The organism is Acinetobacter sp. ANC_7682, assembly GCF_056779795.1.
In genome coordinates this window covers 19,978-43,658 of record NZ_JBWYIQ010000028.1, presented here as the reverse complement: position 1 = coordinate 43,658, position 23,681 = coordinate 19,978, and the positions used below count along the sequence as shown (strand labels likewise).

12 protein-coding genes and 1 pseudogene are annotated in these 23,681 nt (G+C 39.2%); 6 read left to right on the top strand and 7 right to left on the bottom strand.

Annotation, left to right across the window (positions count from 1 at the left end):
* Positions 1–205, top strand: a 205-nt coding sequence (locus AC1M9D_RS11060) for an IS1 family transposase (RefSeq protein WP_481612176.1), incomplete at its 5' end; no start/stop codon positions are given.
* A gap of 569 nt (positions 206–774) precedes the next feature.
* Complete coding sequence (locus AC1M9D_RS11055; protein WP_481612175.1) at positions 775–8,325, top strand: Ig-like domain-containing protein; 7,551 nt, start codon at positions 775–777, stop codon at positions 8,323–8,325.
* 118 nt (positions 8,326–8,443) lie between these two features.
* Here AC1M9D_RS11055 and AC1M9D_RS11050 read toward each other — a convergent pair whose 3' ends face one another.
* The gene (locus AC1M9D_RS11050; RefSeq protein WP_481612179.1) at positions 8,444–8,734 is read right to left on the bottom strand and encodes a helix-turn-helix domain-containing protein; all 291 of its coding nucleotides are present in this window, start codon (positions 8,732–8,734) and stop codon (positions 8,444–8,446) included.
* 199 nt (positions 8,735–8,933) lie between these two features.
* Here AC1M9D_RS11050 and AC1M9D_RS11045 point away from each other — a divergent pair, with 199 nt between their 5' ends.
* The 4 genes from AC1M9D_RS11045 to AC1M9D_RS11030 all read left to right on the top strand — a co-directional run bounded on the left by AC1M9D_RS11045 (position 8,934) and on the right by AC1M9D_RS11030 (position 15,216).
* A complete protein-coding gene (locus AC1M9D_RS11045; RefSeq protein WP_174659105.1) occupies positions 8,934–10,025 on the top strand; it encodes an ATP-binding protein in 1,092 nt (363 codons plus the stop codon).
* Between the two features lie 94 nt (positions 10,026–10,119).
* Positions 10,120–11,412: a type II toxin-antitoxin system HipA family toxin gene (locus AC1M9D_RS11040; RefSeq protein ID WP_174659106.1), complete on the top strand. Its 1,293-nt coding sequence runs from the start codon at positions 10,120–10,122 to the stop codon at positions 11,410–11,412.
* A complete protein-coding gene (locus tag AC1M9D_RS11035) occupies positions 11,405–11,683 on the top strand; it encodes a helix-turn-helix domain-containing protein (protein ID WP_174659107.1) in 279 nt (92 codons plus the stop codon). The genes AC1M9D_RS11040 and AC1M9D_RS11035 overlap by 8 nt, the downstream gene beginning before the upstream one ends.
* A gap of 185 nt (positions 11,684–11,868) precedes the next feature.
* On the top strand, positions 11,869–15,216 hold the full coding sequence (locus AC1M9D_RS11030; RefSeq protein ID WP_481612174.1) for a DEAD/DEAH box helicase: 3,348 nt from the start codon (positions 11,869–11,871) through the stop codon (positions 15,214–15,216).
* A 17-nt stretch (positions 15,217–15,233) separates the two neighbouring features.
* Here AC1M9D_RS11030 and AC1M9D_RS11025 read toward each other — a convergent pair whose 3' ends face one another.
* The 6 genes and pseudogenes from AC1M9D_RS11025 to AC1M9D_RS11000 all read right to left on the bottom strand — a co-directional run bounded on the left by AC1M9D_RS11025 (position 15,234) and on the right by AC1M9D_RS11000 (position 23,613).
* Positions 15,234–16,523: a type II toxin-antitoxin system HipA family toxin gene (locus AC1M9D_RS11025; RefSeq protein WP_472586698.1), complete on the bottom strand. Its 1,290-nt coding sequence runs from the start codon at positions 16,521–16,523 to the stop codon at positions 15,234–15,236.
* Complete coding sequence (locus tag AC1M9D_RS11020; RefSeq protein ID WP_017397672.1) at positions 16,520–16,828, bottom strand: helix-turn-helix transcriptional regulator; 309 nt, start codon at positions 16,826–16,828, stop codon at positions 16,520–16,522. Before AC1M9D_RS11020 ends, AC1M9D_RS11025 begins: the two co-directional genes overlap by 4 nt.
* Positions 16,829–17,096: 268 nt before the next feature.
* Positions 17,097–17,239 (bottom strand): annotated as a pseudogene (locus AC1M9D_RS11015) (IS3 family transposase); the annotation flags it as partial.
* Between the two features lie 191 nt (positions 17,240–17,430).
* Positions 17,431–20,646, bottom strand: a complete 3,216-nt coding sequence (locus AC1M9D_RS11010) for a tyrosine-type recombinase/integrase (RefSeq protein WP_481612173.1) — start codon at positions 20,644–20,646, stop codon at positions 17,431–17,433.
* Positions 20,630–22,942 (bottom strand): hypothetical protein, encoded by a 2,313-nt coding sequence (locus AC1M9D_RS11005; protein WP_481612172.1) that lies wholly within the window; start codon positions 22,940–22,942, stop codon positions 20,630–20,632. The genes AC1M9D_RS11010 and AC1M9D_RS11005 overlap by 17 nt, the downstream gene beginning before the upstream one ends.
* Positions 22,942–23,613: a hypothetical protein gene (locus tag AC1M9D_RS11000; protein WP_481612171.1), complete on the bottom strand. Its 672-nt coding sequence runs from the start codon at positions 23,611–23,613 to the stop codon at positions 22,942–22,944. The genes AC1M9D_RS11005 and AC1M9D_RS11000 overlap by 1 nt, the downstream gene beginning before the upstream one ends.
* Positions 23,614–23,681 lie beyond the last annotated feature (68 nt).

Sequence of the window (23,681 nt, the reverse complement as noted above, 5' to 3'; positions counted from 1 at the left end):
TTGGGATAGTTTTATCACAGCATTTCAATGTTGCAAGCAAGTGATCGGTAAGTTTTTTACCGTCGGTATTGAAGGTAACAATTGTAGAATTCGTCATCGAATCAGGCGTGGATTTAGGAGAAGTTGCAACTTTTCTAAAAAGCTCGAAAATCATTTTAAAGCCTTTGATTTGACTTTCTTTTACCTTAATAACGGATTTGTTTAACGCCAGCATACTTTTTGAAACACCACCCGTTTTTTTTTGTTTGGTCAGATATGTTTTGGAGATACGTGGTTAGTATGCAACATGATGCAGAAAAAGCATTGACTAAATATGCAAAAGAATATGAAAGTTGTCCAAGATTGTTATTCCTGGTTTGAATCGAAACTCAGGGTTGAATAGAATTTCAATAGGGTAAGATTTATAAATATAGAGTTTAGTTTTTTTTAATTAAAAAAATAATATATAAATTTTTTCCTTTTTTATATTGGAATAATCACTCGTTTTTGATCCTATCATTATTTTAAATAGAAATTATAGTTTTCTATTAGTGTGATTCTTTTCTCATATTTTTTTAAATATAGTATGAAATCTTATAGTAATTTAAAGGGTGGTATTTATTTCGCTATTTTTTCTCTGCATGCTGATATTTAATTTTTCCAGTAATTATTAAATTATACTTAATTTTTATGTATTTACATAAACAAAAGACTCTGATAAGACTCTGTTTAAAATAACTGTATTTAAATTAATCCAGAATAAATGGGCACTAATCAATAATAATGGGGTAAACAATGAGTAATATTTCAATCTTAGTAAAAAAACCAAATGGTGGATTTGAAGAAAAAGCTATTTCAGATATCCAGACAGGGACCAACCAGATTAGTTTACAACAGGGTGAGTTATTAAAAGTTGGAGTTACTCCAGATCAGATTCAAAGTATTAGCCAAGAGGGAAATAATCTGGTCATTCGCCTTAAAGATGGCAGCCAGATTATGGTAGAGAACTATAATATTTTGACTGATCCACAAATTGTACTGGGTGATGGCAGTAATTTATGGATGGCAGAAGCCACTCAGGGGGCAGGTGGTGAATTAGTCATTAACTATAATCCAACGACAACTGTCGTTGGTACATCAGGAGCTGCCAGTAGTGCTGCGATTTCAGCCACTGCTTTAAAAATTGGCTTAGGATTGGCTGCGATTGGGGGGATTGCTGCGGCAGCAAGTGGTGGTGGGGCATCGGGTTCCGCGCCTATTGATCGTGAACCACCCGAGCCAGGCGCTCTTAATGTAGAAGATTTTCTTGATACGGGGCGTTCCAATACCGATAAAATCACCCAGGATACCAGTTTTAAATTGGTACTGAATGGACAGGAACCCAATGCTTTAATTTCTTACTGGGTATCAAAAGATCAAGGTGAAACCTGGCAAGAAACCACATTAGATCAGCAGGAACTGCTTGATGGCAGTTATCAATATAAAGCGATTGTTAAAGATCAGGCAGGGAATCAGTCAGAAACTGAAATCGTGACTGTTGTTATTGATACGACCCCGCCTCCAGTACCAGCGCTTATATTGACTGAGTTTAATGACACAGGAAGTTCAGATAGTGATGGGGTGAGCCAGGATAAAAGCTTTAAATTGAGCGTAAATGGGGTATCAGAAGATATTGCTGTTGAATTCTGGATTTCTAAAGATGGTGAATCTTGGGAGGTGACAATCTCAGATCAAACGGATCTCCCAGATGGTATTTATCAATATAAAGCGGTACTTACGGATTTAGCAGGCAACACATCTGAAACAGCTGTGAAAACTGTGACTATTGATACGACAGCCCCTGTAGCTGGAACACTGGCTATTACTGATTTTAATGATACAGGCAGTTCAGCAAGCGATAAGATCAGTCAGGACAAGAACTTTAAATTAAGTCTTAGCGGACAGGAGGCCGGAAGTACTGTTCAGTATCTGGTGTCTAACGATCAGGGTGCGACCTGGCAAGCGACTACAGCAGAGCAGTCGAATCTGGCGGATGGCATTTATCAATTCAAAGCCGTCGTGACTGATGTTGCTGGTAATACAGATGAAACAGCGATTCAAACCATCACAGTCGATACGACAGCCCCTGTAGCTGGCACACTGGCTATTACCGAATTTGAAGATACGGGCAGTTCAGCAAGCGATAAGATCACTCAGGACAAAAACTTTAAATTAAGCCTCAGTGGACAGGAAGCCGGAAGTAATGTTCAGTATCTGGTGTCAAAAGATCAGGGTGCGACCTGGCAAGCGACTACAGCAGAGCAGTCGAATCTGGCGGATGGCATCTATCAATTTAAAGCAGTCGTGACCGATGTTGCGGGTAATACAGCTGAAACAGCGATTCAAACCATCACAGTCGATACGACAGCTCCTGTAGGAACACTTGCTATAACTGAATTTAATGATAGCGGCAGTTCTGCAACGGATAAGATTAGTAATGATCATAATTTTAAACTGGGTGTAACCGGTCAAGAAGCCGGAAGTACTGTCCAGTATCTGGTGTCAAAAGATCAGGGTGCGACCTGGCAAGCGACTACAGCAGAGCAGTCGAATATGGCGGATGGCATTTATCAATTTAAAGCCGTTGTGACTGATGTTGCTGGTAATACAGCTGAAACAGCGATTCAAACCATCACAGTCGATACGACAGCCCCTGTAGCTGGCACACTGGCTATTACCGAATTTGAAGATACGGGCAGTTCAGCAAGCGATAAGATCACTCAGGACAAGAACTTTAAATTAAGCCTCAGTGGACAGGAAGCCGGAAGTAACGTTCAGTATCTGGTGTCAAAAGATCAGGGTGTGACCTGGCAAGCGACTACAGCAGAGCAGTCGAATCTAGCGGATGGCATCTATCAATTTAAAGCAGTCGTGACTGATGTTGCCGGCAACAGTGCTGAGACAGCAGCACAAACGATCACTGTTGACACCGTTGCCAACACAGGTCAGCTGAACCTGGTTGAATATGATGATACCGGGGCTTCTCAAAGTGATTTCATCAGTCAAGACAATAGTTTTAAATTGGAAATTACGGGTCAGGAAGCTGGGGCAATAGTGCAATACCTGATTTCCACCGATCAGGGTGTTACCTGGCAAACCACCACAGCAGAGCAAGCCAATCTGGCGGATGGTATCTATCAATTCAAAGCCGTTGTGACCGATGTTGCTGGTAATACAGCTGAAACAGCAATTCAAACCATCACAGTGGATACCACAGTACCTCCTGCAGCTACGTTAAATATTACAGATTTTGAGGATACAGGTCTTTCATCTACAGACAAGATTACTCAGGATAAAAGCTTTACCTTTACTATTGGCGGTCAGGAAGCAGGGACTACTGTCCAGTATTTTGTGTCTAAAGATGGGGGAGGAACATGGCAGGAAACCTCTGCAGCACAAAACGACCTGAACGATGGTTCTTATCAGTTTAAAGCGGTTGTGACAGATAAGGCTGGAAACCAGACCGAAACGGCTATTCAAAATATCGTGGTCGACAATACAGCTCCGATTGCCGGGAGTTTAGCAATTACTGAGTATCTGGATACAGGTGATTCTGGCTCTGATCAAATCAGTCAGGGTAAGAGCTTTAAACTCAATGTGAGTGGGGCAGAAGCCGGAACAACGATAAGCTACTGGATGTCCAAGGATGGCGGTACCTGGCAAGGCGTATCGGCCGACCAGACAGATCTGGACGACGGGGTTTATCAGTTCAAGGCTGTGGTGACCGATGTTGCTGGCAATACATCAGAAACTGCGATTCAAAGTGTGACCGTAGATACCACAGCACCCGCTGTTGGTACTCTCAGTATTAGTGACTACGATGATACCGGTAGCTCGACGACTGATCAAATTAGTCAGGATAAAAGCTTCCAGCTGGGTATTCATGGTCAAGAAGCGGGTACTACGGTGCAATATCTGGTTTCCAAAGATCAGGGCGCGAGTTGGCAAGTAACCAGTGCTGAACAAACCAATCTAAATGATGGTACATATCAGTTTAAGGCAGTCATTACGGATATTGCGGGGAATCAGTCAGAAACCAATGTAGAAACGATTATTGTTGACACAACAGCACCCCAACCAGGTAGCCTTATCCTGTCAGATTATGAAGATACCGGCGTATCGGCGACTGACTACATTAGTCAGGACAAGAACTTTACTCTGGGTATTATTGGGCAGGAAGCTGGCACGACCGTGCAATACTATGTGTCAAGCGATGCAGGGCTCACTTGGGCGGTAACAAATGCTCAGCAAAGTAACCTGGCCGATGGTGTCTATCAATTTAAGGCAGTGGTCACTGATATTGCCGGGAATAGTTCAGAGACAGCAGTGCAGACTATCACGGTAGATACCACAATTTCTGAGATTTTCTTACCGCTGGGTGCGGCTGATACCGGAATATCAGATTCTGATTTTATTACCCAGTCCAATACGTTTACTCTGGCTTTGCAAGGTGACGATTTTCTTAGTGATTTAACCGAGTATCTGGTGTCAAAAGATGGCGGCCCATGGCAAACCACAACGGCTGCGCAAAGTAACTTGGCCGATGGTGTCTATCAATTCAAGGCCATGGTCACAGATGTTGCAGGTAACATTGCAGAAACTCAGGTGCAGACCATTACTATTGATAATACACCACCTGTGCCAGGGCAGATTATGGTGAATGACTATCAGGATACTGGCCGTTCAGGTACGGATTTTATCAGTCAGGATAAAAGCTTTAGTTTGAATATTGCGGGTCAAGAGGCTGATACGACGGTGCAATATTTAATTTCTACCAACCAGGGTGTTTCGTGGCAAGAAACCACGATTGAACAAACTGACCTTGCCGATGGAGAATATTATTTTAAAGCGGTTGTCACCGATATCGCAGGTAATACGGCAGAAACAGCGGTTCAAAAGATGACAGTTGATACCACTGCACCTGCGCCTGGACAGCTTGTTTTTGAAAATTTCGTTGATACTGGCCGTTCGACATCTGATTTAATCACGCAGGATCATAGTTTCAACCTCAATGTGATTGGGCATGAAGCAGATGCAATAGTCAGCTACTTTGTTTCGCAGGATCAGGGACAAACCTGGCAAGCAACGGTGGCAGAGCAGCAAAACCTGGCTGATGGTACATATCAGTTTAAGGCGGTTATTACTGATGTGGCAGGCAATGAGTCTGAACTGGTTAAAACTGTTGTTGTAGATAATCAGGTGACAGCAACCTGGGGATTAAAACAGTTTGAGGATACCGGTAAATCAGGGGCAGATTATATTACCCAAGATCATACTTTTGAATTGGGATTTGCCAATGAAATCTATGAAGGTGTTGATATTAGCTATGAAATATCTGTAGATGGCGGCACGTCCTGGACATCTACCACGAAAGAGCAGGTTAGCCTGGCAGATGGAACATATTTGTACCGTGCCACCGTAAAGGATCTGGCTGGAAATATTGCCAATATTAATCCTCTTGGCGTCACTGTTGACACTACCTCACCGCAGATTGGTGAACTGGAAATTACGCAGCTAAGATATACAGGTAGTACTTCAGACCAGATCAGTAGTGATAATAAATTTAATCTGGCCCTGACCCGACAAGAACCATATACAGATCTGGTTTACCAAATTTCCAGTGATGGTGGGCAAACCTGGACAAATACCACAGCTGATCAGAATTTGGCAGATGGAACATATCAGTTTAAGGCAGTGGTCACTGACATTGCAGGTAATGTTTCTACAACGAATGTGGAAGAAGTCACCATAGATACGACTGCGCTTGGAATTGAGTCAATCCAGTTTGTTCCTGATTTTTATAATAATGGTTATTTAAAAGTCAAACTGGATGCAGATGATGTTTACTATGGTGAGCTTTATAACGTCGATGGTAGAGAAGTTGGTTGGTCATATACAACAATTGAGGATCATACCATTAACTTCGATTTAAGTGGGTATTTGGTGGATCCCGCCTATAAACTTGATCAAGGTATAAAAGTTGTACTCTATGATAAGGCCGGAAATACCACAGAAACCTTCTACCAGATTCCAGTAGATACGACTGCACCAAATCCAATCCAGAATTTCAGCTTTGAGGCCAACGAAGATTGGGGAGGGTTTAATCTGTCAGGTAAAGTGGATGAAAATGTTAAATTACTTCTTGTGACTGAAACAGGTCGTCAGATCTATGCGGGGAACCTATACAGTTCAGATTTCAATGTTTGGGTCGATACATATTATGCCCAAGGTGAAACTGTGAATATTCTTCTCGAAGATCCGGCAGGAAATAGAACGGTAGTAGATCAAGTCCTGATTCCAGCTGATGACGATATCTTACCAGCCCCTGATCAGGTGCAAATTAATGCTGATGGTACCGTGGTGAGTGGTTATGCAGAGCCTGGCTCGAGAATAGTCGTCCTGGATGAGCAAGGATCTTGGATAAATAATGACTGGTATAACTCCTTTGCAGATAGCACTGGATACTTTGAAATCGCAATTAATCTGCAACAGTTGCTGGGACAACCACTTTTTGTGGCTGCCACAGATTGGGCAACAGGTAAAGCGGGCAGCTTTGTCGAAATATCAGCTCCGCTGGATAGTACACCACCGACTGTCAGTATCTTAAGTATTGATCAGGATTATATTTCTGCACAGTCAGAGGCGGGCGTAAAAGTACGGGTGTTAGCAACAGATGGAACTGTCATTGAAGAAAATATCTATGTAGATGCATCAGGTTACTTTGATATTTATATGTGGGGTAAACATTTCTGGTTGGGTGAGGATCTGATAATTGAAGTTACAGATAAAAATTACAATGTAACGAGTGAAACTGTCCATTATGATTTTGCAGTGGATGCCCCTGCCGCGCTAACAGATGTTCTTATACAGGATAATGGCTTTGAGATATCAGGAAAAGCCGAGCCAAATACAACGGTCTATGTATTTGATCAAAATCAACAGCTTGTCAGTAGTTATTATACCTATAGTCAAGGTGAGTTTAGTGGTTATTTAGATAGGCCTTATTTAAATGGCGAAACCTTATACTTTAAAACTTATAATGGGTCTTACAGTGCTCATACGGTCATTACTGCTCCAGTTGATACAACACCGCCAGAGATTATAGAAGAGCTAACTGTGATTACAACGGGTACCTATTTCTTCGAGCTTACTGGTCAAGCGGAAAAATATGCAACTATTGAGCTCTTTGTTAATGGACAGCTTATTAACTCTCAGCGTATATGGAATGATGATGGTAAATTCACGTTTACTTTACTTAAAGAGCAGTATACCGGGGAACAAATCAGGGCAAGGGTTATTGATGAAAATGGACGTAGTAGAGAATTTGTAACCATTGATCTGCCAAATGATGTAACCCCACCGAAGCCCGTATCAAATTTGGGGATTTCTGCTGGTACACTTTATGGGCAGATGGAACAGGATGCATATCTAGAATATAAAGTGGTCCTCAAAAATGGCCAAAGCTTTGAAAGTATTGCAGGTTATAGTTATCTGGATGGTACATTTAGTGTTGGTGTGAGCTATGCCAGCCCTATTGATTATATTGAATTCACTGTAAAAGATTATGCGGGCAACTATAGCACTACGACTGTTGTCAATTATGAGGATATTCCTGAGATCACAGAAGATGTATTAGCAGGCACTGCCGGCGATGATGTTTTTATTGTAGATGCTCAATATGACTTCGTAAAAGATTATGCTGTTACAAGCATCGATGGTCAGCTGACGGTGGTCGATAACGGAGGGTATGACCGGGTAGAAAGTTCAGTAAGCTATGATCTCTCTTGGACTCGCTATGATTCAGAACTTCAGGGTTATGTCTATACAGCTGAATTTGTGGAAGAGTTGAAGCTTGTTGGCCAGGCTGCGATTAACGCCTATGGTAATGAGCAGGATAATATTCTGATCGGTAACGATGCAAATAATATTCTGAATGGCCGTTGGGGGAATGATACATATATTGGTGGTGCAGGGTCAGACACTGTTCAATTATACTATCTCACTGGGGACGGAACTACAGATGGAAACGGACATGATGTCTGGGAAGATTTTACGCTAGGTGATACCTACACGGATTCACAGGCAGATAAAGTAGATCTCACTCAATTACTTTATAACTATAGTCCGGACAAATCTGTGGATAATTTTATTAAAGTGACGACACAAGGAAGTGATACTGTCATCAGTGTGGATATTGATGGCGCAGATGGCAATGCTTTTGTTTTTAGTGACATATTAACGCTGAAAAATGTAAATACTTCACTGGAGGAGTTAATTAATAATCACCAGTTAAAGTATATGTATTAATCTAATCTCGTCACTTTAAAAACCCCGAAATGATTCGGGGTTTTTTTATTGTCTATTCTTTATTGCACGGCTTGATATCGTTGATCTACGTAAGCGTCCGCTGAATCCCATACCAATTTTAATTCGATTTAGGTTTCCAGCAGTGCGGCAGCAATTCTTCAATCTGGGTCTTTAAATGAGGTTTGAAGAGTTCCTCTAATTCTTTTAATCGGCCTAGTACCATGGCAACGCGTATTAAATTTTCAAATGAAACATTTCGACAAGCTTCCAGATTAGATACTGTATTCACACTAATACCAGCACGTGTAGCGACGTCTGCCTGAGTCATTTCCAGATAAAGTCGTTCTTTACGAAGCCTCTCACATAATAAAGTAACAACTTCTTCAGGTTTTCTAAATTTTAAATCTATGATATTGGGTCTTATGTCCATATATGTCTATTAAGCCACAAAATAATGGAGTTATAAAATAAACCAGTTGATCTGTAAGAAGGTGCTTTATTGGCCTGATTAGATCCTATTAGATTAAAGAAATCTAATTAGACATTTACAATCTAATGGAATCTAATACAATCTATGGTAATAAATAAATCATTGCCGAGTAATTAAAATGATGACCATCTCCAATGACCCTTGGCACTTTCCACGTACAGAACTGGCGAAACAAATTTTAGGCATGTTTGAGACTGGACTAGCTAGTTCTCTGACTTTTTTTGCCCCACGCCGGATGGGAAAAACTGAATTTTTACGAAAAGATATTACGCCTCTAGCTGAACAGCTTGGATGGCGCGTTTTTTATTTCAGTTTTTTAGATGCAGGCCTGCATAGTGAAGGGCAGTTTGTAAAAGCTCTTGATGAGTTTTCAAAACAAAATAGCTTAATGGGGAAAGCCACACATTGGATTAAAAATATTGGTTCTTTAAGTACAGAGGTGGCAGGGGTAAAAGCTGAAGTGACACTTTTACAAGGACAAGTGAATTCCAGTATTTTGTCTAGCATTACTAAACTGGCTCAGCAGGGGAAACCTATTTTACTGTTACTTGATGAGATTCAGGCTTTAGCTAGTTCAAAATATAAAACCACGATTGCCAGTTTACGTACCGCTTTAGATATGCATAAAGAAACAATAAAGGTGATTTTTACTGGTTCAAGTCGAGAAGGCCTGAGACAAATGTTTTCTGTAAGTAGTGCTCCATTTTTTCATTATGGACAGAATTTACCTTTTCCAAATCTAACAAAAGCATTTACAGATCATCTGGCAGATGTATTTAATCAAACAACAGGACGTAGTTTGAATAAAGAAATTTTATGGCATGCTTTTTTAGATATGAAGCAAAGTCCTCAACTAGCAAGATCATTAGTGGAGCGTTTAGCCTTAAACCCAATGCTGGCTATAGATTTTGCAAAGGAACAGCTTATAGCCGATACAATGGGGCATCGTGACTTTTCGGGATTATGGGGAGAGTTTAAGTTATTAGAACAGCTAATTTTAAAAGCCATAGCGGAATCACAAGTTGAACTTTATAGTAGTCAATTTAGACAACATCTGGCTGATTCCATTGGTGTAGATAACATTGCGGTATCAAGTATTCAATCGGCCCTACGTTCTTTATCAAAAAAACAAATTATTTTTAAACCAGAAAATGGTACTTATGAAATCGAGGATGCTCTTTTTAAAGAATGGATTATGGATGAAGCATAATTTTGAAAACTCACTTGGATAAAAATAATACTTTACCACTATAATAAGTATATAATAGGCAAAACCGCCCATACTTTACTATTTAAATAGAATTATGAATGATTTTTGCTCTGTCCAAATATTTCTGAATAATCAATGGATCGATTGTGCCACTATTGAAGTAATAGGTGAAAAAGCTAAAGGTTGGAAAGCTAGCTGCGGAACATATTATTCAATGGATTATGCAATTGAACATATGGGTTTACGAGATGGTCATGCTGTTTCAAACCATTATCCGATTAATTTAGAAAGCAATATTGAGCCTACGTGGCCAGCTTTTCTAGTTGATCTATTACCTCAAGGTTATGGTCGAAAAGAACTATTAAAAAAACTTGGCCGCCCCGAGTATGAAGAAGAGTCAGCAGATTGGCAATTGCTTAAAGTAGGAGCGAGCAACCCTATCGGTAACTTAAGAATAAAAGAAGCTCATGAATGGCTTTTAACTCAATATGCAGATCAGTTAGTACAAGGATTTGCAATACAGGAAATTATCGAACGTAGTGAAGAGTTTCTCGAGTCATTATCATCTTTTGGATTATTTATCTCTGGATCATCGGGTGTTCAAGGCGAGTGGCCAAAACTATTACTCACACAAGGTCATGATGAGCTATTTTATCTTGATCATACCTTACCTGATGAAATGGCTAAACAGCACTGGTTGGTTAAATTTAGCCGAGGAACAGATCAACGTCTAAACAAAATTTTGAATCAAGAACCCTTATATATGCAAATAGCAGCATATTTAGGATTGCGAGTATTTAGACCTCTAGAATTACATGGAAGAACTTTATTTATTCCACGTTTTGATCGGCAAGTGGTTGATAACCGTGTTGAAAGAATAGCCCAAGAAAGTTTAGCTTCTTTCAGTGGTAAAGCGGGCTTCGGAGTAAAAATGTCTCATAACGAAGTCTGCAAAATTATAATGAATTGCTGTACGGATCCAGAAACAGAAATTCTTGAATATGTAAAAAGAGATTTAGCCAATATCGCTTTAGGAAATAAAGATAATCATACCCGTAATACAGCATTTCAAAGGTTTAACAATGGCGATATTCGATTAACGCCTTTATTTGATTTTGCCCCTATGTGGTTACATCCAGATGGAATCGCAAGATCTACTCGATGGGAAAAAGACGATAATAACTGGGCTTCAATTGCTCATCAAATTGTAGAATGCAGTTCTTTAACCATAGAACAAATAAAATCTTTATTTTCTGAACAGTTACCTTTGTATCAAGGGCTTTTAACCAAGATGAAATCTATCGGGATAGATGATGAAATTCTAGAAAATTGTGCATATCGCATTGAAGGTATTTGCGCACAATTAAAGGAGATTTGCTATGGATAAACGTTTTATTCCACTCTCTCAAATAGAGCAAATTAAAAAAAGACAATATGTCTTAGAACAGATTCAACTGAATCCCGATTGGCCGATACATGTCATTGCAAAATTCATTAGAACAGAGTTGCATCTGACTTTAAATGAAATGTCCAAGATCACTAAAATTTCGCTTCAAACTTTACAGAAGCTAGAGCGATCCGATGCAAATCCAACCTTAGAAACAATGCTAAAACTTTTAACCCCATTTGGTTTAAAATTAACGGTCGTGAAGAAATGATAACTTTCTATCAGGATATTTTCGACCTCAATGATCTGTTTAACTTCTCGGATTTGATTGTCTTTACTCACAATATTCCTATTGAGTGAGTCGAATCTGTGCTCAGGTTGAGCAGTTCGGCTACTGTTCTGAAATGAGAGCTTTGTCCGTTATAATTGTATAAACATTTTTAGTGTCCGGTAATTATGTCCTCATTGATCAATTTTCTATCTCGTTTTAGTACCGCAACTATTCAGCGCAGTCTGAGCTATGCTAAACACATTGATAGGGAAACGGTTGAGTTCTTTGAGGAAAAAGACGGTGTCACGATGTATGCCCAAATTGAAGGGACAGATTATTACGATACTGCGATTACCTATAATCCCCAAAAAGACCGTTTAATTGATGACGACTGCACTTGTCCGGTTGGATATAACTGTAAACATGCTGCGGCTTTAGCGCGGTTATTCTTTCAGGAATATCGCCAGGAATTTCAGCAGCGTTATGCTGACTCTCAATCCCCGCAGGGAATCACAAAACGCCAACGGGGGGATGATCAGGCGCAGCGCTGGTTGAATGATTTTAAACGGTATTTACAACAGACTGAACCAGAGCAATCTGTCAAAACAAACAATTATTTAATTTACCTGCTAGATCAGTCTGTCAGCTTAAAGAAATTGACAGTTGATGTTCAGAAGGCCAGACGCAATAAAAACGGCTCAATTGCGGGGGAAAGTTATTATACCCAATATGAAAATATCACCAGAAAGCATCTGACTTTACCTGAACAAAAACGACAATTATTTAACCAGATTTATTATTACGCCAAAATAAACAGCGACGAGCGTTTTTATCAAAGCAATCTTGATATCTCCGGAATTTCATTGGAGCACTTTAAATCTTTTATTCAAAGTGGCGATGTGTACTGGCAAAAAAAGAGCTATGCTGCACTTCAATGGTCAGAACAAGGCTATCACATCGAATTGATCTGGGAACAAGGTGTCAACAAACAGACGGAGCATTTAAACATTGAATTGGTCAATGGCGATATTCGACTCGATTTAAAATCAAACCCACATATCCAGATTCTCGCGAGCCAGCCACCATGTTATGTGGATATTCAACAGAACACGGTGGGCCAGTTATATGGTGAATATACGGCAAATCTGCTCTACCATTTTTTACAGATGCCTGATCTTCCAGCTACGCTCTTGCCAGAGTTTGAGCAACTGACTCATCAATATTCAGATGTGAAAAATCTGCCTCAACCCGAGTTTATTCAGCATATTGATGTCTTTGAGGGTAGTCCCCAGCCAATTTTACGCTTCGGTGTTTTAGATAAATTTGATTGGAAATGGGAAGAGTCTGTTTGTGCTGAAATTGAATTCTCCTATGCAGGTGGGCGAATTAAAGCAGGTACATCAGGTGACAGTTTTATTGGTGAACAGCATGGCAAAATGGTGCGACAGCTTCGGGACTTAGTTCAGGAACAACAGTCAATCCAGCGTTTACAGCTATTGGTCGAATCACTGAAGTGGGTGAAAGATCTTAGTTATGACCAGCAATTAAAACTGGATAAACAACGTCTTGATTCTATGGTTTTTGCTTTCTATGGAGACTGGATCAAACAGCTCATGCCCATCAATCAAATTGAGTTGATGGGCTGGCAGATAGAGCATTTGGAAAACAGCCCCTTTAACCTGCAATATGTCGAAAATTTAAATATTTCTATCACTGAATCTGAAGGTCAGCAGGACTGGTTCAATATCGGGGCGACGGTTCAAGACAGTGCAGGTAATTCTTATAATTTGCTTGATGCGCTCGTAGCTTTGGTGCGAGTAAATCCTGATTTACTTGATCCGCGGACGTTTATTCATCTGCATGACAGTCAAATTTTCACCGTGAAAACTGCAGTTGATCAACCTGATTTGGCTCTATCCGCTAGGGATATTAAGCCGGTATTGTTACATCTGCAGAGCATTTTACAGCAAGAAGAGCGCAGTATTGATCGCTATGATGCGAGTCAATTATTAGAATTGCAGCATAATCTTGGGATGACATGGCAGGTCAGTGATCGCCTGCAGCAATTTGTACAGAAATTCAAACAAGGCTATCAGCAACAACTGCCGACACCACAAGGTTTTCAGGGGGAGTTGCGTCCATACCAGCAGCAGGGCTTAGGCTGGTTACAGTTTTTAAGGGAAACCCAGCATGGCGGGATTCTGGCAGATGATATGGGCTTGGGGAAAACAGCACAAACTTTAGCCCATTTACTCATGGAAAAGCAGGCTGGATATTTGCAGGACAGTCCCGCCTTAATTGTTGCACCCACATCGCTGATGCATAACTGGTTCAAAGAAGCGGAGAAATTTACCCCTGAGCTCAAGGTATTGCTGCTACAGGGGCCCGACCGCCATCAGAATTTTGAGCAGATTCCGCACTATGATATTGTGTTAACCACCTATCCGCTTCTAGCGAGAGATGAAGAACAACTAAAGCAATATGAATATCATCAACTCATTTTGGATGAGGCGCAGAATATCAAAAATCCGCGTGCCAAAGCTGCACAGGTAGTACGCCAATTAAAAGCACGACATCGTTTGTGTCTAACAGGTACCCCGATGGAAAATCATTTGGGTGAACTGTGGGCACTATTTTATTTCCTGATGCCAGGATTTTTATATTCACAAGAAATTTTTAATAAAAAGTACCGTCATCCGATTGAAAAACGCGGTGATCAGCAGTTAAGGCAAAAGCTAGTCAACCGGATTAAGCCCTTCATTTTACGTCGCTTGAAAACTGACGTAGCCAAAGAATTGCCAGAAAAAACTACGATTGAAGTCAATATTGATATGAATGACCAGCAATCCAAGTTATATGAGGCTGTTCGTGCCACGATGCAGGAAAATATTCAGAAAATTGTGGCAGAAAAAGGCTTTAAACGTAGTCAAATTCAAATTTTAGATGCCTTACTGAAGCTACGTCAGGTGTGCTGCCATCCTAGCTTACTAAAGCTGGATTCAGTGAAAACCGGGCAGGCACACTCTGCCAAACTTGAACAGTTGATGGATATGGTCGTTCCAATGGTGGAGGAGGGGCGAAAAATTCTGATCTTCTCTCAGTTTACCTCAATGTTGGAACTGATTGAGCAACAGCTCCATCACGCAGAAATTGGCTATGTGAAGCTGACTGGAAAGACCAAAAAGCGAGATGAAGTCATTACAGCATTTCAGTCTGGACAAGTGCCAGTATTTTTAATCAGTCTGAAAGCAGGAGGGGTCGGTCTGAATCTAACTGCCGCAGATACGGTCATTCACTATGATCCATGGTGGAACCCTGCTGCTGAAGATCAAGCTTCAGATCGTGCATGGCGGATTGGACAGGACAAGCCAGTATTTGTGTATAAGCTGATTACCAATAAAAGCATAGAAGAAAAAATTCTTGCCTTACAGCAAAATAAAGCAGAACTGGCACAGTCTATTCTAAGTACCGATCATGAGGGCGAAGCGAAACTGACGGAAAATGACGTGATGAACTTGTTTGAGAAATTTTAGTTTGGTTTCAGATTACCCTAATCATCTGTAAGTATCTGAAAGTCTGGATGCAATTTTTTCCAATGTTCTCTTAATTTTTCTTTATGAACAGAAATCATAGGTAAGTCTAGTAATAGCACTGGCCATACTGACCGTGCTTTGTCCATGATCGCGTGAAGTTGTTTTTCAATAACACGCCATGGAACACCGACTTTTTCAGCCCATTGTTCAAAGTGTTTCATCTCAGCTAAATACCAATCTTTATTTTTGGTAAGATTCAATGCGAAATGACGCTCATTTTCAACATATACACTAGTCATCAATATATCGTATGCGGGAGATAATCTTGGTGTTCTTTTGTCCTGATAAATCATACTCCAGTTTTTTAAGTGTGCATCTCCATTGGCGAGCAAAATGTTGACAAGTAAGCGGCTGGCAAATTGCTGAATATCAAAAATTTTGTTATCTGAAAATTGATAAATGATCTTTCCTATCTGCTCATAATTTGTGGTGCTGTATTTCTGCTGTGGATATGCACCGAAGATCTGAGCAAAGTCTTCGATGTGAATAAGCTCTGTAGTATCAGCAGTATTCTGTCTATCAAATCTTTTGATTGCAAAAGCATATTGCTCTTGGGGTAAATTTAATGGTGGAAGGTCTTGTAAGAGTGCCATATCCACCAAGCGAATCTCAGGGACATCTATTCCGACCGTTTTGGCAAGGGTCATCATAGAATATTCATTTAGCGGAACAAAAGCATGTCTGGAAGAAGGAGTTTTGACAATCCAGTCCCCGAGTAGAGTCGTTTCCGTTGCCTGTGCTAGTGTAAAACGCCCATCTTTGGCTTTCATGGAAAACTTCATTTGGACGCCGGCCAAGGAAAACTTATTATCTGTTCGGATCTCTTGCTTTAAGATCTGATCTGGATTAGAGATCTGCAATTTGAATTTTATTTCATCTGGAATTTCTTCTGGATCTAATGGAGTCGCAATGAGTGCTCCAGGTAAATCATGACCTAAAGCTGCCAATAACTGAAATTCATTGTCTATATGTACTTTGAGGCTTTGTGCAATCAGTTCGCGTAATGCACCTTCTGGTAGCAAGTTTGATAGCAAGGGATGTAAACGCTGATGTGTAACATAGGTCTTTTCTAAAATTTTATCCGCTTGAGGATACAAGGGGGAAGTCAGCAGGCTCAAGGTCGGACGTTGCTGATCAAAGCGGAAAGAATCTGTAAAAACCAGAATATTTTTTCCGCTCTGAAATCCTGCCAAGTATCCAACGACAGCGTGATGTAATGTTAATTTCAGGACGGCAACAGTATTCATGGTTCCTCTCCTCCGAGAAGACCCTTCCATGGGTTAGTCATTAAGTTATCCTGATCTTCAATAGTGACTTTAATTTCATCATTCAATAATTGTCTAATCAAATGAACCTTATCATCAGGGATGAGCATCAGTTGAGCATTTAATCCTGCCGCGATAATTTCTAAGGTCTCTAATCGAGGGTTACCCTGACTTTCCAGCTTTTGGTATTGCTGTCTTGAAATGCCTGTACGGGATTGCATATCAACTTGCTTTAAGCCCAATTGGGTTCGTCTTTTTTTGATTTGCTGAAGTAAAGACTTATTCATTGTAGATACATTTATTGCTTTTAGGTCATATAAGAAACATATTAGTTTCTTTTTTTTTGAAAAGCAATTTATGAATTTATCATTTCGATCTGTAAAATAGCCCTACTTGTATGAGAAATGGGTGTTCAAGTTGTTGTTGATTTTGCATTGAACCGTACCGGGTTTGTCGGAGACTTTTTTATTTAAGTTAGGCCACCTGACCTAACGTGTTAATCTTATCATCGAACATTTTTTCAAACACAAAAGGTGGCACATAACCTAGCACACTTGTACAGCGCGCAATAACATAACTTCTCGTTGCAGTTATTGCTAGACCTTACGAACGCCATATCGCCCCGAACTTTCTTTCCAAATTCGTTTGATTCGCTCAGCATGATGAAAATCATGTAGACCTCGTTTTGCTCGATGTTTCCTTGCGAAGCGATGCTTCTTATCTCAGGGAAAGTTGGTCTCCGACAAACCCGGTACGATTCATTCTGCCGTATACGTCTTGTGTTTCTTGCTCATGATAAACTCCTGATGAGTATGTATAGTTTACCAAGTTAAAACCTCTTGTTTTTTCAGCACACATCATTTAGATAAGGCAGCAACGGTTAAATTATTTAATCGCATGTAGTGATTTTTAGACCTTCAACTTGCAGTTCAAGAGATCGAGGTCTGCCAATACAAGCTAGATGTAAGCAAAATTTAAATGCGGCCAGTGCTTTGGCATCTTTTGTCGAGTAAAGCTGGAGACGAACATAATCTTCTTGAGTCGTAGGATGCTCTGTTGTGCTCGATTTAGCCAGCTTCAGTAATAAAGGTTGTTTCTTTTTATCTAGCAATTGTACCAAGTCTTGTCCAAGCAAATGCCAAAATTGATGGGGAAACAGGTCTTTTACCTTGCAATAAAATGATTCCAATTGATCAATTTTATTCCAGCGATAATGAATGCCGGTATGCGAAACTGTAACACGACTTAAAAATGTCTCAAGCACCGCTTTTATTTGATCTGGCTTTTTTTCAAAGATATTTTGAATATTTTCAAAGAAATAGTTCCTTGCTTTGCGCTCTTCAAAGGTATCTATCATCGAGGGTTTCAAAGGTTTATCCAGATGATTTGTGTTGTTGAGATCAAATAACCTTGGGTTGTTTTTTTGAGACTTGAGTTGGCCCAGTTGTTTGGCATTTTCATACCAGTAGTTAACCAGTTCGACAGGTAAACTCATTTCTTGTGATACCCGATCTGGATCATGATGAATTTCCAGTAAATTTAGGCACTTAAAAAACCATGCAAATGAAACTTTGGATTCTTTTGTTCCCGCGAAATATTTAAAAAAATCATGATGCTTTGAGTTAAATGAAACCTCATCTAGAATGTCTTCTACGTTACTTTTTAACCAGTCAGTTTGATCGTTGAGTAACTGCTGACTTAAATGAACAGCATGCTTTTCGAAATTGAATGGAGCAGAATCTTTTACTGTGTTTAAAAATTTGAAAGAAGGTAGGTAGCCCATCATCTTTTTTGCCAGTTGAGTATCGATGTCTGGGTGATATTTCAGTATTTTATGCCCAGCAATCAGGTAGCTTAGATGAATATAACTTTTAAAAGTTTCTGTAGGGTCAATGTGACCCAGTAAATGGGCAATCATAAACCAATGATTTTGACCATGTGTATGACGGAGTAACTCTGTCCGAATGGACTGATATTGTTCTTCAGTATAATCCGTCAGATTCTTGACTAGGGGAGCGTAATCGCAGTTGAGCAGAACGGATAAGTGATTGGCAGCCGTGTGTCGAAATGAGTGAAAAGAATAATCATGAGTTTTAAAAAGCTCGTTCATAATCATTCTAAAAGGTGTTGTCACCGTATGTTTGTTCAGCTTGCTATTTTCATTCCAATTACGGAATAAGTATAAGTTTTGCTGATTGAGTAAACGTTGCTCGACTACATGATTATGAAATAGTTGATATTCATCGGTTTTTAATAAGCAATACACAGGAACTTTGCGTTCAGCACTATCTGTTTTAAGTTGATGTAAGTTTCCTTTCTTTTTTGAGCCGTAGGGCTGAATCCATACTGATAGACAGCTCAAGCCCTCGATATCCCGCACACGTAAGCCTAGAATTTCATTAATACGCATACCGGTACGGTAAGCTAAGATATAGATGATTTTTAATGTCTTATAAGTGTTTTCTTGACTATTAGCACCTGAAAATAAGGTATCTAATTTGTTCATGAAAGCTTGATAAGTCAAAGGGCCAATAATACGGGCTCTAGGCCTATTTTGTATGGCGAGTGATTCTAATTCGAGAGATTCAGCTTCGAAAACTGTTCGTTGAAAGCTATGGAAGCGCTTCAACATCCTGCTGGTTTGACCTCTGGATTTTTTAAATTCAGGTTGGCCTGCTTCATCTGCGAGACGGGTGTTTGTAATAATTTGTTGGTAGATCTTCGCTAGGTTCGTATTCAGATCATCTTCGCTATCTAGATATTGTAAGGAATGGGTGAGCCAGGGCTCAGCAATACGGGAGTAATAAGTGTAAATGGAACTATCTGCTAACGGTCTATTCTGCTGAAACGCTTTTTGAAATTGGTTTACGCAAAAATTAAAACGTTCAGCCAGTTGCTGAATCTGTTCTAATTCTGGTTTATAAAGGCTGATGAGCCATAATGCGACACGTTTACTGTACTCATTAAATTTATCAGTATTTTCAAGACAATATTTAATGATTAATACATCAATGGCTTGATCAGTTTGTGATGTACGAATCAGTTGTAAAAGGTCTTTGTGAATCTTTATAACATCATCCAAAGCTTGCTGAATGTCATCATTGGAGTAAGATTTACCCACAATAGATGGTGATTTTTCTACATCTGAATCAGTAAGCGTGTCCTGCTGATATTTAAATTTTGGATGAAGAAATCTTTCAAATTCTATTTCTGATAAGCCACAGGTTGCAGTATTTTCTATAAGACATTGTGAGAGAGCAGGATCAATGTCAACTTTCGGGAGTTGCATCCAGTTAAAGTTGGCGTAGTCGCGTAATAATTTATAAGTTTTAAGATTAAATGGTAACTTAATCTTATTAAAAATAAGCTGTAGATAATCTTCTACATTCTGGTTTACTGTACGAATATTTCTGCTATTAAAATGAATTAACCATAAGCGGGTGATTTGATCAGGAATAAAATTACGCGATTTACGAATGGTTTTTTCATCAATAAATAGATCTCCATAAGAGGGAGAGAGCGGTTCTAAAAATATAATATTCAGATCTTCGATCTTTCTGATTTTTGCCGGATCTTTTAAGTGTTCAAGCAAAGCTTCTAAAGAGGCTTTTTGATTTAAGCCGGAATAAAGCATGGCAGAAATAACAATATTTCCAATGATTTCATCATCAGAAAATGTCTTGCTATCTTTTGCTAGAATCCAGTAGTCCCAAAGCTTATCAAGAACTTCATCAACCTGCTGTCCCTTCTCGATCCAGTCCATGGTAAAAACTGGTTGATCACGCTTCATCTCAAATGTCAGATTCGGTAGGGGCAAAGTCTCACGACGATTTAAATTGATTTGCTTGATATATGACCGAAAAAACTCATGTGCATATTTTTTCCAGGCCAAGCTTGGAGCTTTGCGTTTAATAAACTCATAAATTGCGGGATATAAGGATTCAAGATGTTCTTTTTGTTCTAGTTCTATTTCTTGGAAATATTGAATTAATTCCTTTTCTACATCCGATCGAGGAGATTTCTCTTTCTCAAGACGAATTTGTTTTCTACGATTTTCTGCATATAGTGGTCGAGCTTGCTTAGTTCGTTTATTGGATGAGGACATCGAGTTCAATACCGGTAATATTAAAATAATCTTTCATTTGTTCAAGAACATAAGCAATGCTTGAATATTGTGAAATAGATAAGCTGGAATAAGGATGCGCAGCTTCTTGCTGCATCGGCTCATGACCGAATAAAGCTAAAATTTCAATTTCGCTAATTTTATTGCTGAGAAAAGCACGGGCTGTATGCCGGTGCCAGTTTTCATGTTCCAAACCTAACTCTGGATGAAAGTCTTCTACAGTCGAAGGTCTCAAAGGTTGCCATTGACCATCCTGAAAGATATTTAACAGTGGGAGCTTGCTCTCTAGAATCTGCTGAATATTATTTGAAATTTCTGGCTGAATAGGAGTAATTTGAGTTTTAAAATAATGTAGAAAATCTATGAATTTCAGGAGTTCTTGTACAACAAAATGACACAGTGGAATCAAACGTCCATAGCCTTGACGCCCACCCACCTCTTTATCAGAAACCATCAAAATTTTTCTTTTCAGGTTAAAGCTTTTTAAAAAACCAGGAAACTCAGCGACGGGTCGCGCAGCAGTAAAGAGCAACAAGAAATGCCACATCCACAGATTATAGTGATTAAAAATTGCTATCCAGTCGTCTTCTTTTTGTGAAATTATTCTGAATTTGAGAGTGGCAAAGATATTTTGAATCACATTTGAAGTAGGTGCTTTGCGGCTTCCAAAGTTTTTTTCTGCAGCATATTCAATATTCTGGTATTCATCGGATAACGACTCACACAGCTCTTTTAAAATCGAGACATACTCGGTCTGTAAAGTCAGGATATTTTGATGACAATAAGAAGTAGAAGAAGACTTATTGGCATCAATACCAGTGAGAAGGTCAGCAAGCTGTTTATTTCCAGTGCGTTGCAAAATAGTCTGATGTAAAAGAGAGCCAATTCTTATTAGTGATAGTTTTGGAATATAAAATTTGGCTCTCAGCTGTTTCAAATGTTGCTGAAGGTCCTCTTCCTTAACGGGGTCACCGTCCCGCAGAGAATCAATAAATGAATTCGGGATCGGGATGTCCAGATAGATGGTTTGGTTGAGTAAGGACTCAGGATAAGCAAAATCTTTATTTTCAAAAATTGAAAATTTAGTACGGAGGAAATATTGTTCATCCTGTTGTAGGATCTTTTGGCGGGAATTTAAAGCTTTAACACGTTTACTTTGCAGACGTAGCCATTCCTGTATCTTATTACCTGTCAGAAATGACAGCATCAGGATCAAGGATGCCTTCTTTTTTTTGATTTCTTTATCCTTGTCTTTAGAGTCTTCTTTAATCTCAACAATGTAATTTTTATATAGTTCAGTAATTAGGGCACTTATGCTTGTGGTATTAGGAAAGAGGCTGCTGTATGGCAGCAAATGTTCTTTCCGTTGAATATGTTTGGCAACCAGAGGCAGCACATAGCTTTGGCCGGATTCTGAATATGCAGCAAGGGGGGTAACGATGGTTGGGTCTACAAGTATTTGACGTGTATCTTGGTCATCTAATTGTTCTTCTATATTAAGAGCTTTAGACTTTTGACCTTTTTTAATTTCTGAACTTTCTACAATCAGCTGATCTTCATCTAAAAAATCATGTTGAAGTTGAGTCTCGATGCTCGCTTTGGCAATTTTGGCCTTATTGTTTAAAATATAAGTAAATGTAATGCGTAGATTATTCAGTAGATTTTTTTCAAAATCATTGGATGGATCTGTATTGAAATTACTTAAATATTGAACAAATTCAGTTAACGAAAGCGTAGGATCTTTAAGATGCTTTTCCCAAAGGATCATGTATTCGCGTGTATTTTGATATTCTTTATCGGGATTCAGAACCCTATTGGCCACACGGAAGCGTTGAAATAAGCGTTTTACAGTATTGAAATGTTCAGTGTAGTCTTCTTTAAAAAGCTCAGGTTTAATGTCTGGAAGGGCAATTAAATAGATTGCTGCTTTTAAGACCAGGATATTCCAGATTAAAGCGTTTTCTTCCGACTCTGCTAATTGTGCAATTGAGTTCACATACCAAGTAACTGGTGTTGCGCTAACAGTATGTTTTCGAGAGGAGACCAATGCAGCTGGTCTAGCAACAACAGAATTGGTTTCTAGATCAAAATCTAATAGATCGAGATTCAGTCCTTCCAGACATTGATCAGTTGGGTGCGAAGTCAGTAAATCAGCAACATATTGAATATGTTCGGTACGTTGGAGCTGCTCATCACCAAAGAGTTTTTCCAATGTCTGTTTTAATGATACCCCTGGAATATCAGCAATATTTTGATGGGTTGGGTTGGATTCTGACATTATGCTTTCCATAGCTGATCTGGCGTGAGAACGAAGTCCACATTATTTAAAAGCTGTTGTACAACTTCACTAGTTTGTTCTAGTTGATCAAGCACACTTTGTCTTTTTCGGTTTATAACTTTATTGCGATAATTCAGCTGATATCGTGTGTATGAGAGTAGTTTTGCTAGCAGGTCTAAGCTCATAGTACGGTGAGGTTTGAAAGAATTTTCTTTGTTTAACTTGTAAATAGCCTCGGCAGAAATGTATTCATTTATTAAGTTATGTAACCTTTTGGGATTTAATCGATTAAGATCATAATAAGTAGATAATAGAAATTTTAGAAATTCGGAACTAGCCACATTTTTTAATAGTTCGATTTTTTTGTTATCTTTGGGAAGAGAATGGATAATTAGATTAATTTCTTTGGGTGCATTCTGAGTCCAGTATAGGAACCATTGGAAATTACTGGCGATGGTATAACCGGATAGATTAGTATCTTTCCAGACGTGAATTTCGGGACGTGGATTCAAGATACCTAGATCTGTTTTTAAAGCTTTGAAAGCCTCTTGATAGCAAAGATAAATTCCAGAAAAATCAGGGTGTATACTGATTTGGATTTTATTAAAATTTTTGCACAACAATTTTTTAGGTGCGCCAAATTTTTCATTGAAATCAAAAGCCGTTTCCATAGTCCTTCATAAGTGTAAAAAATAATCAAGTGAATATTCTTATAGTTTTTTGAAATATTAAACAAGAT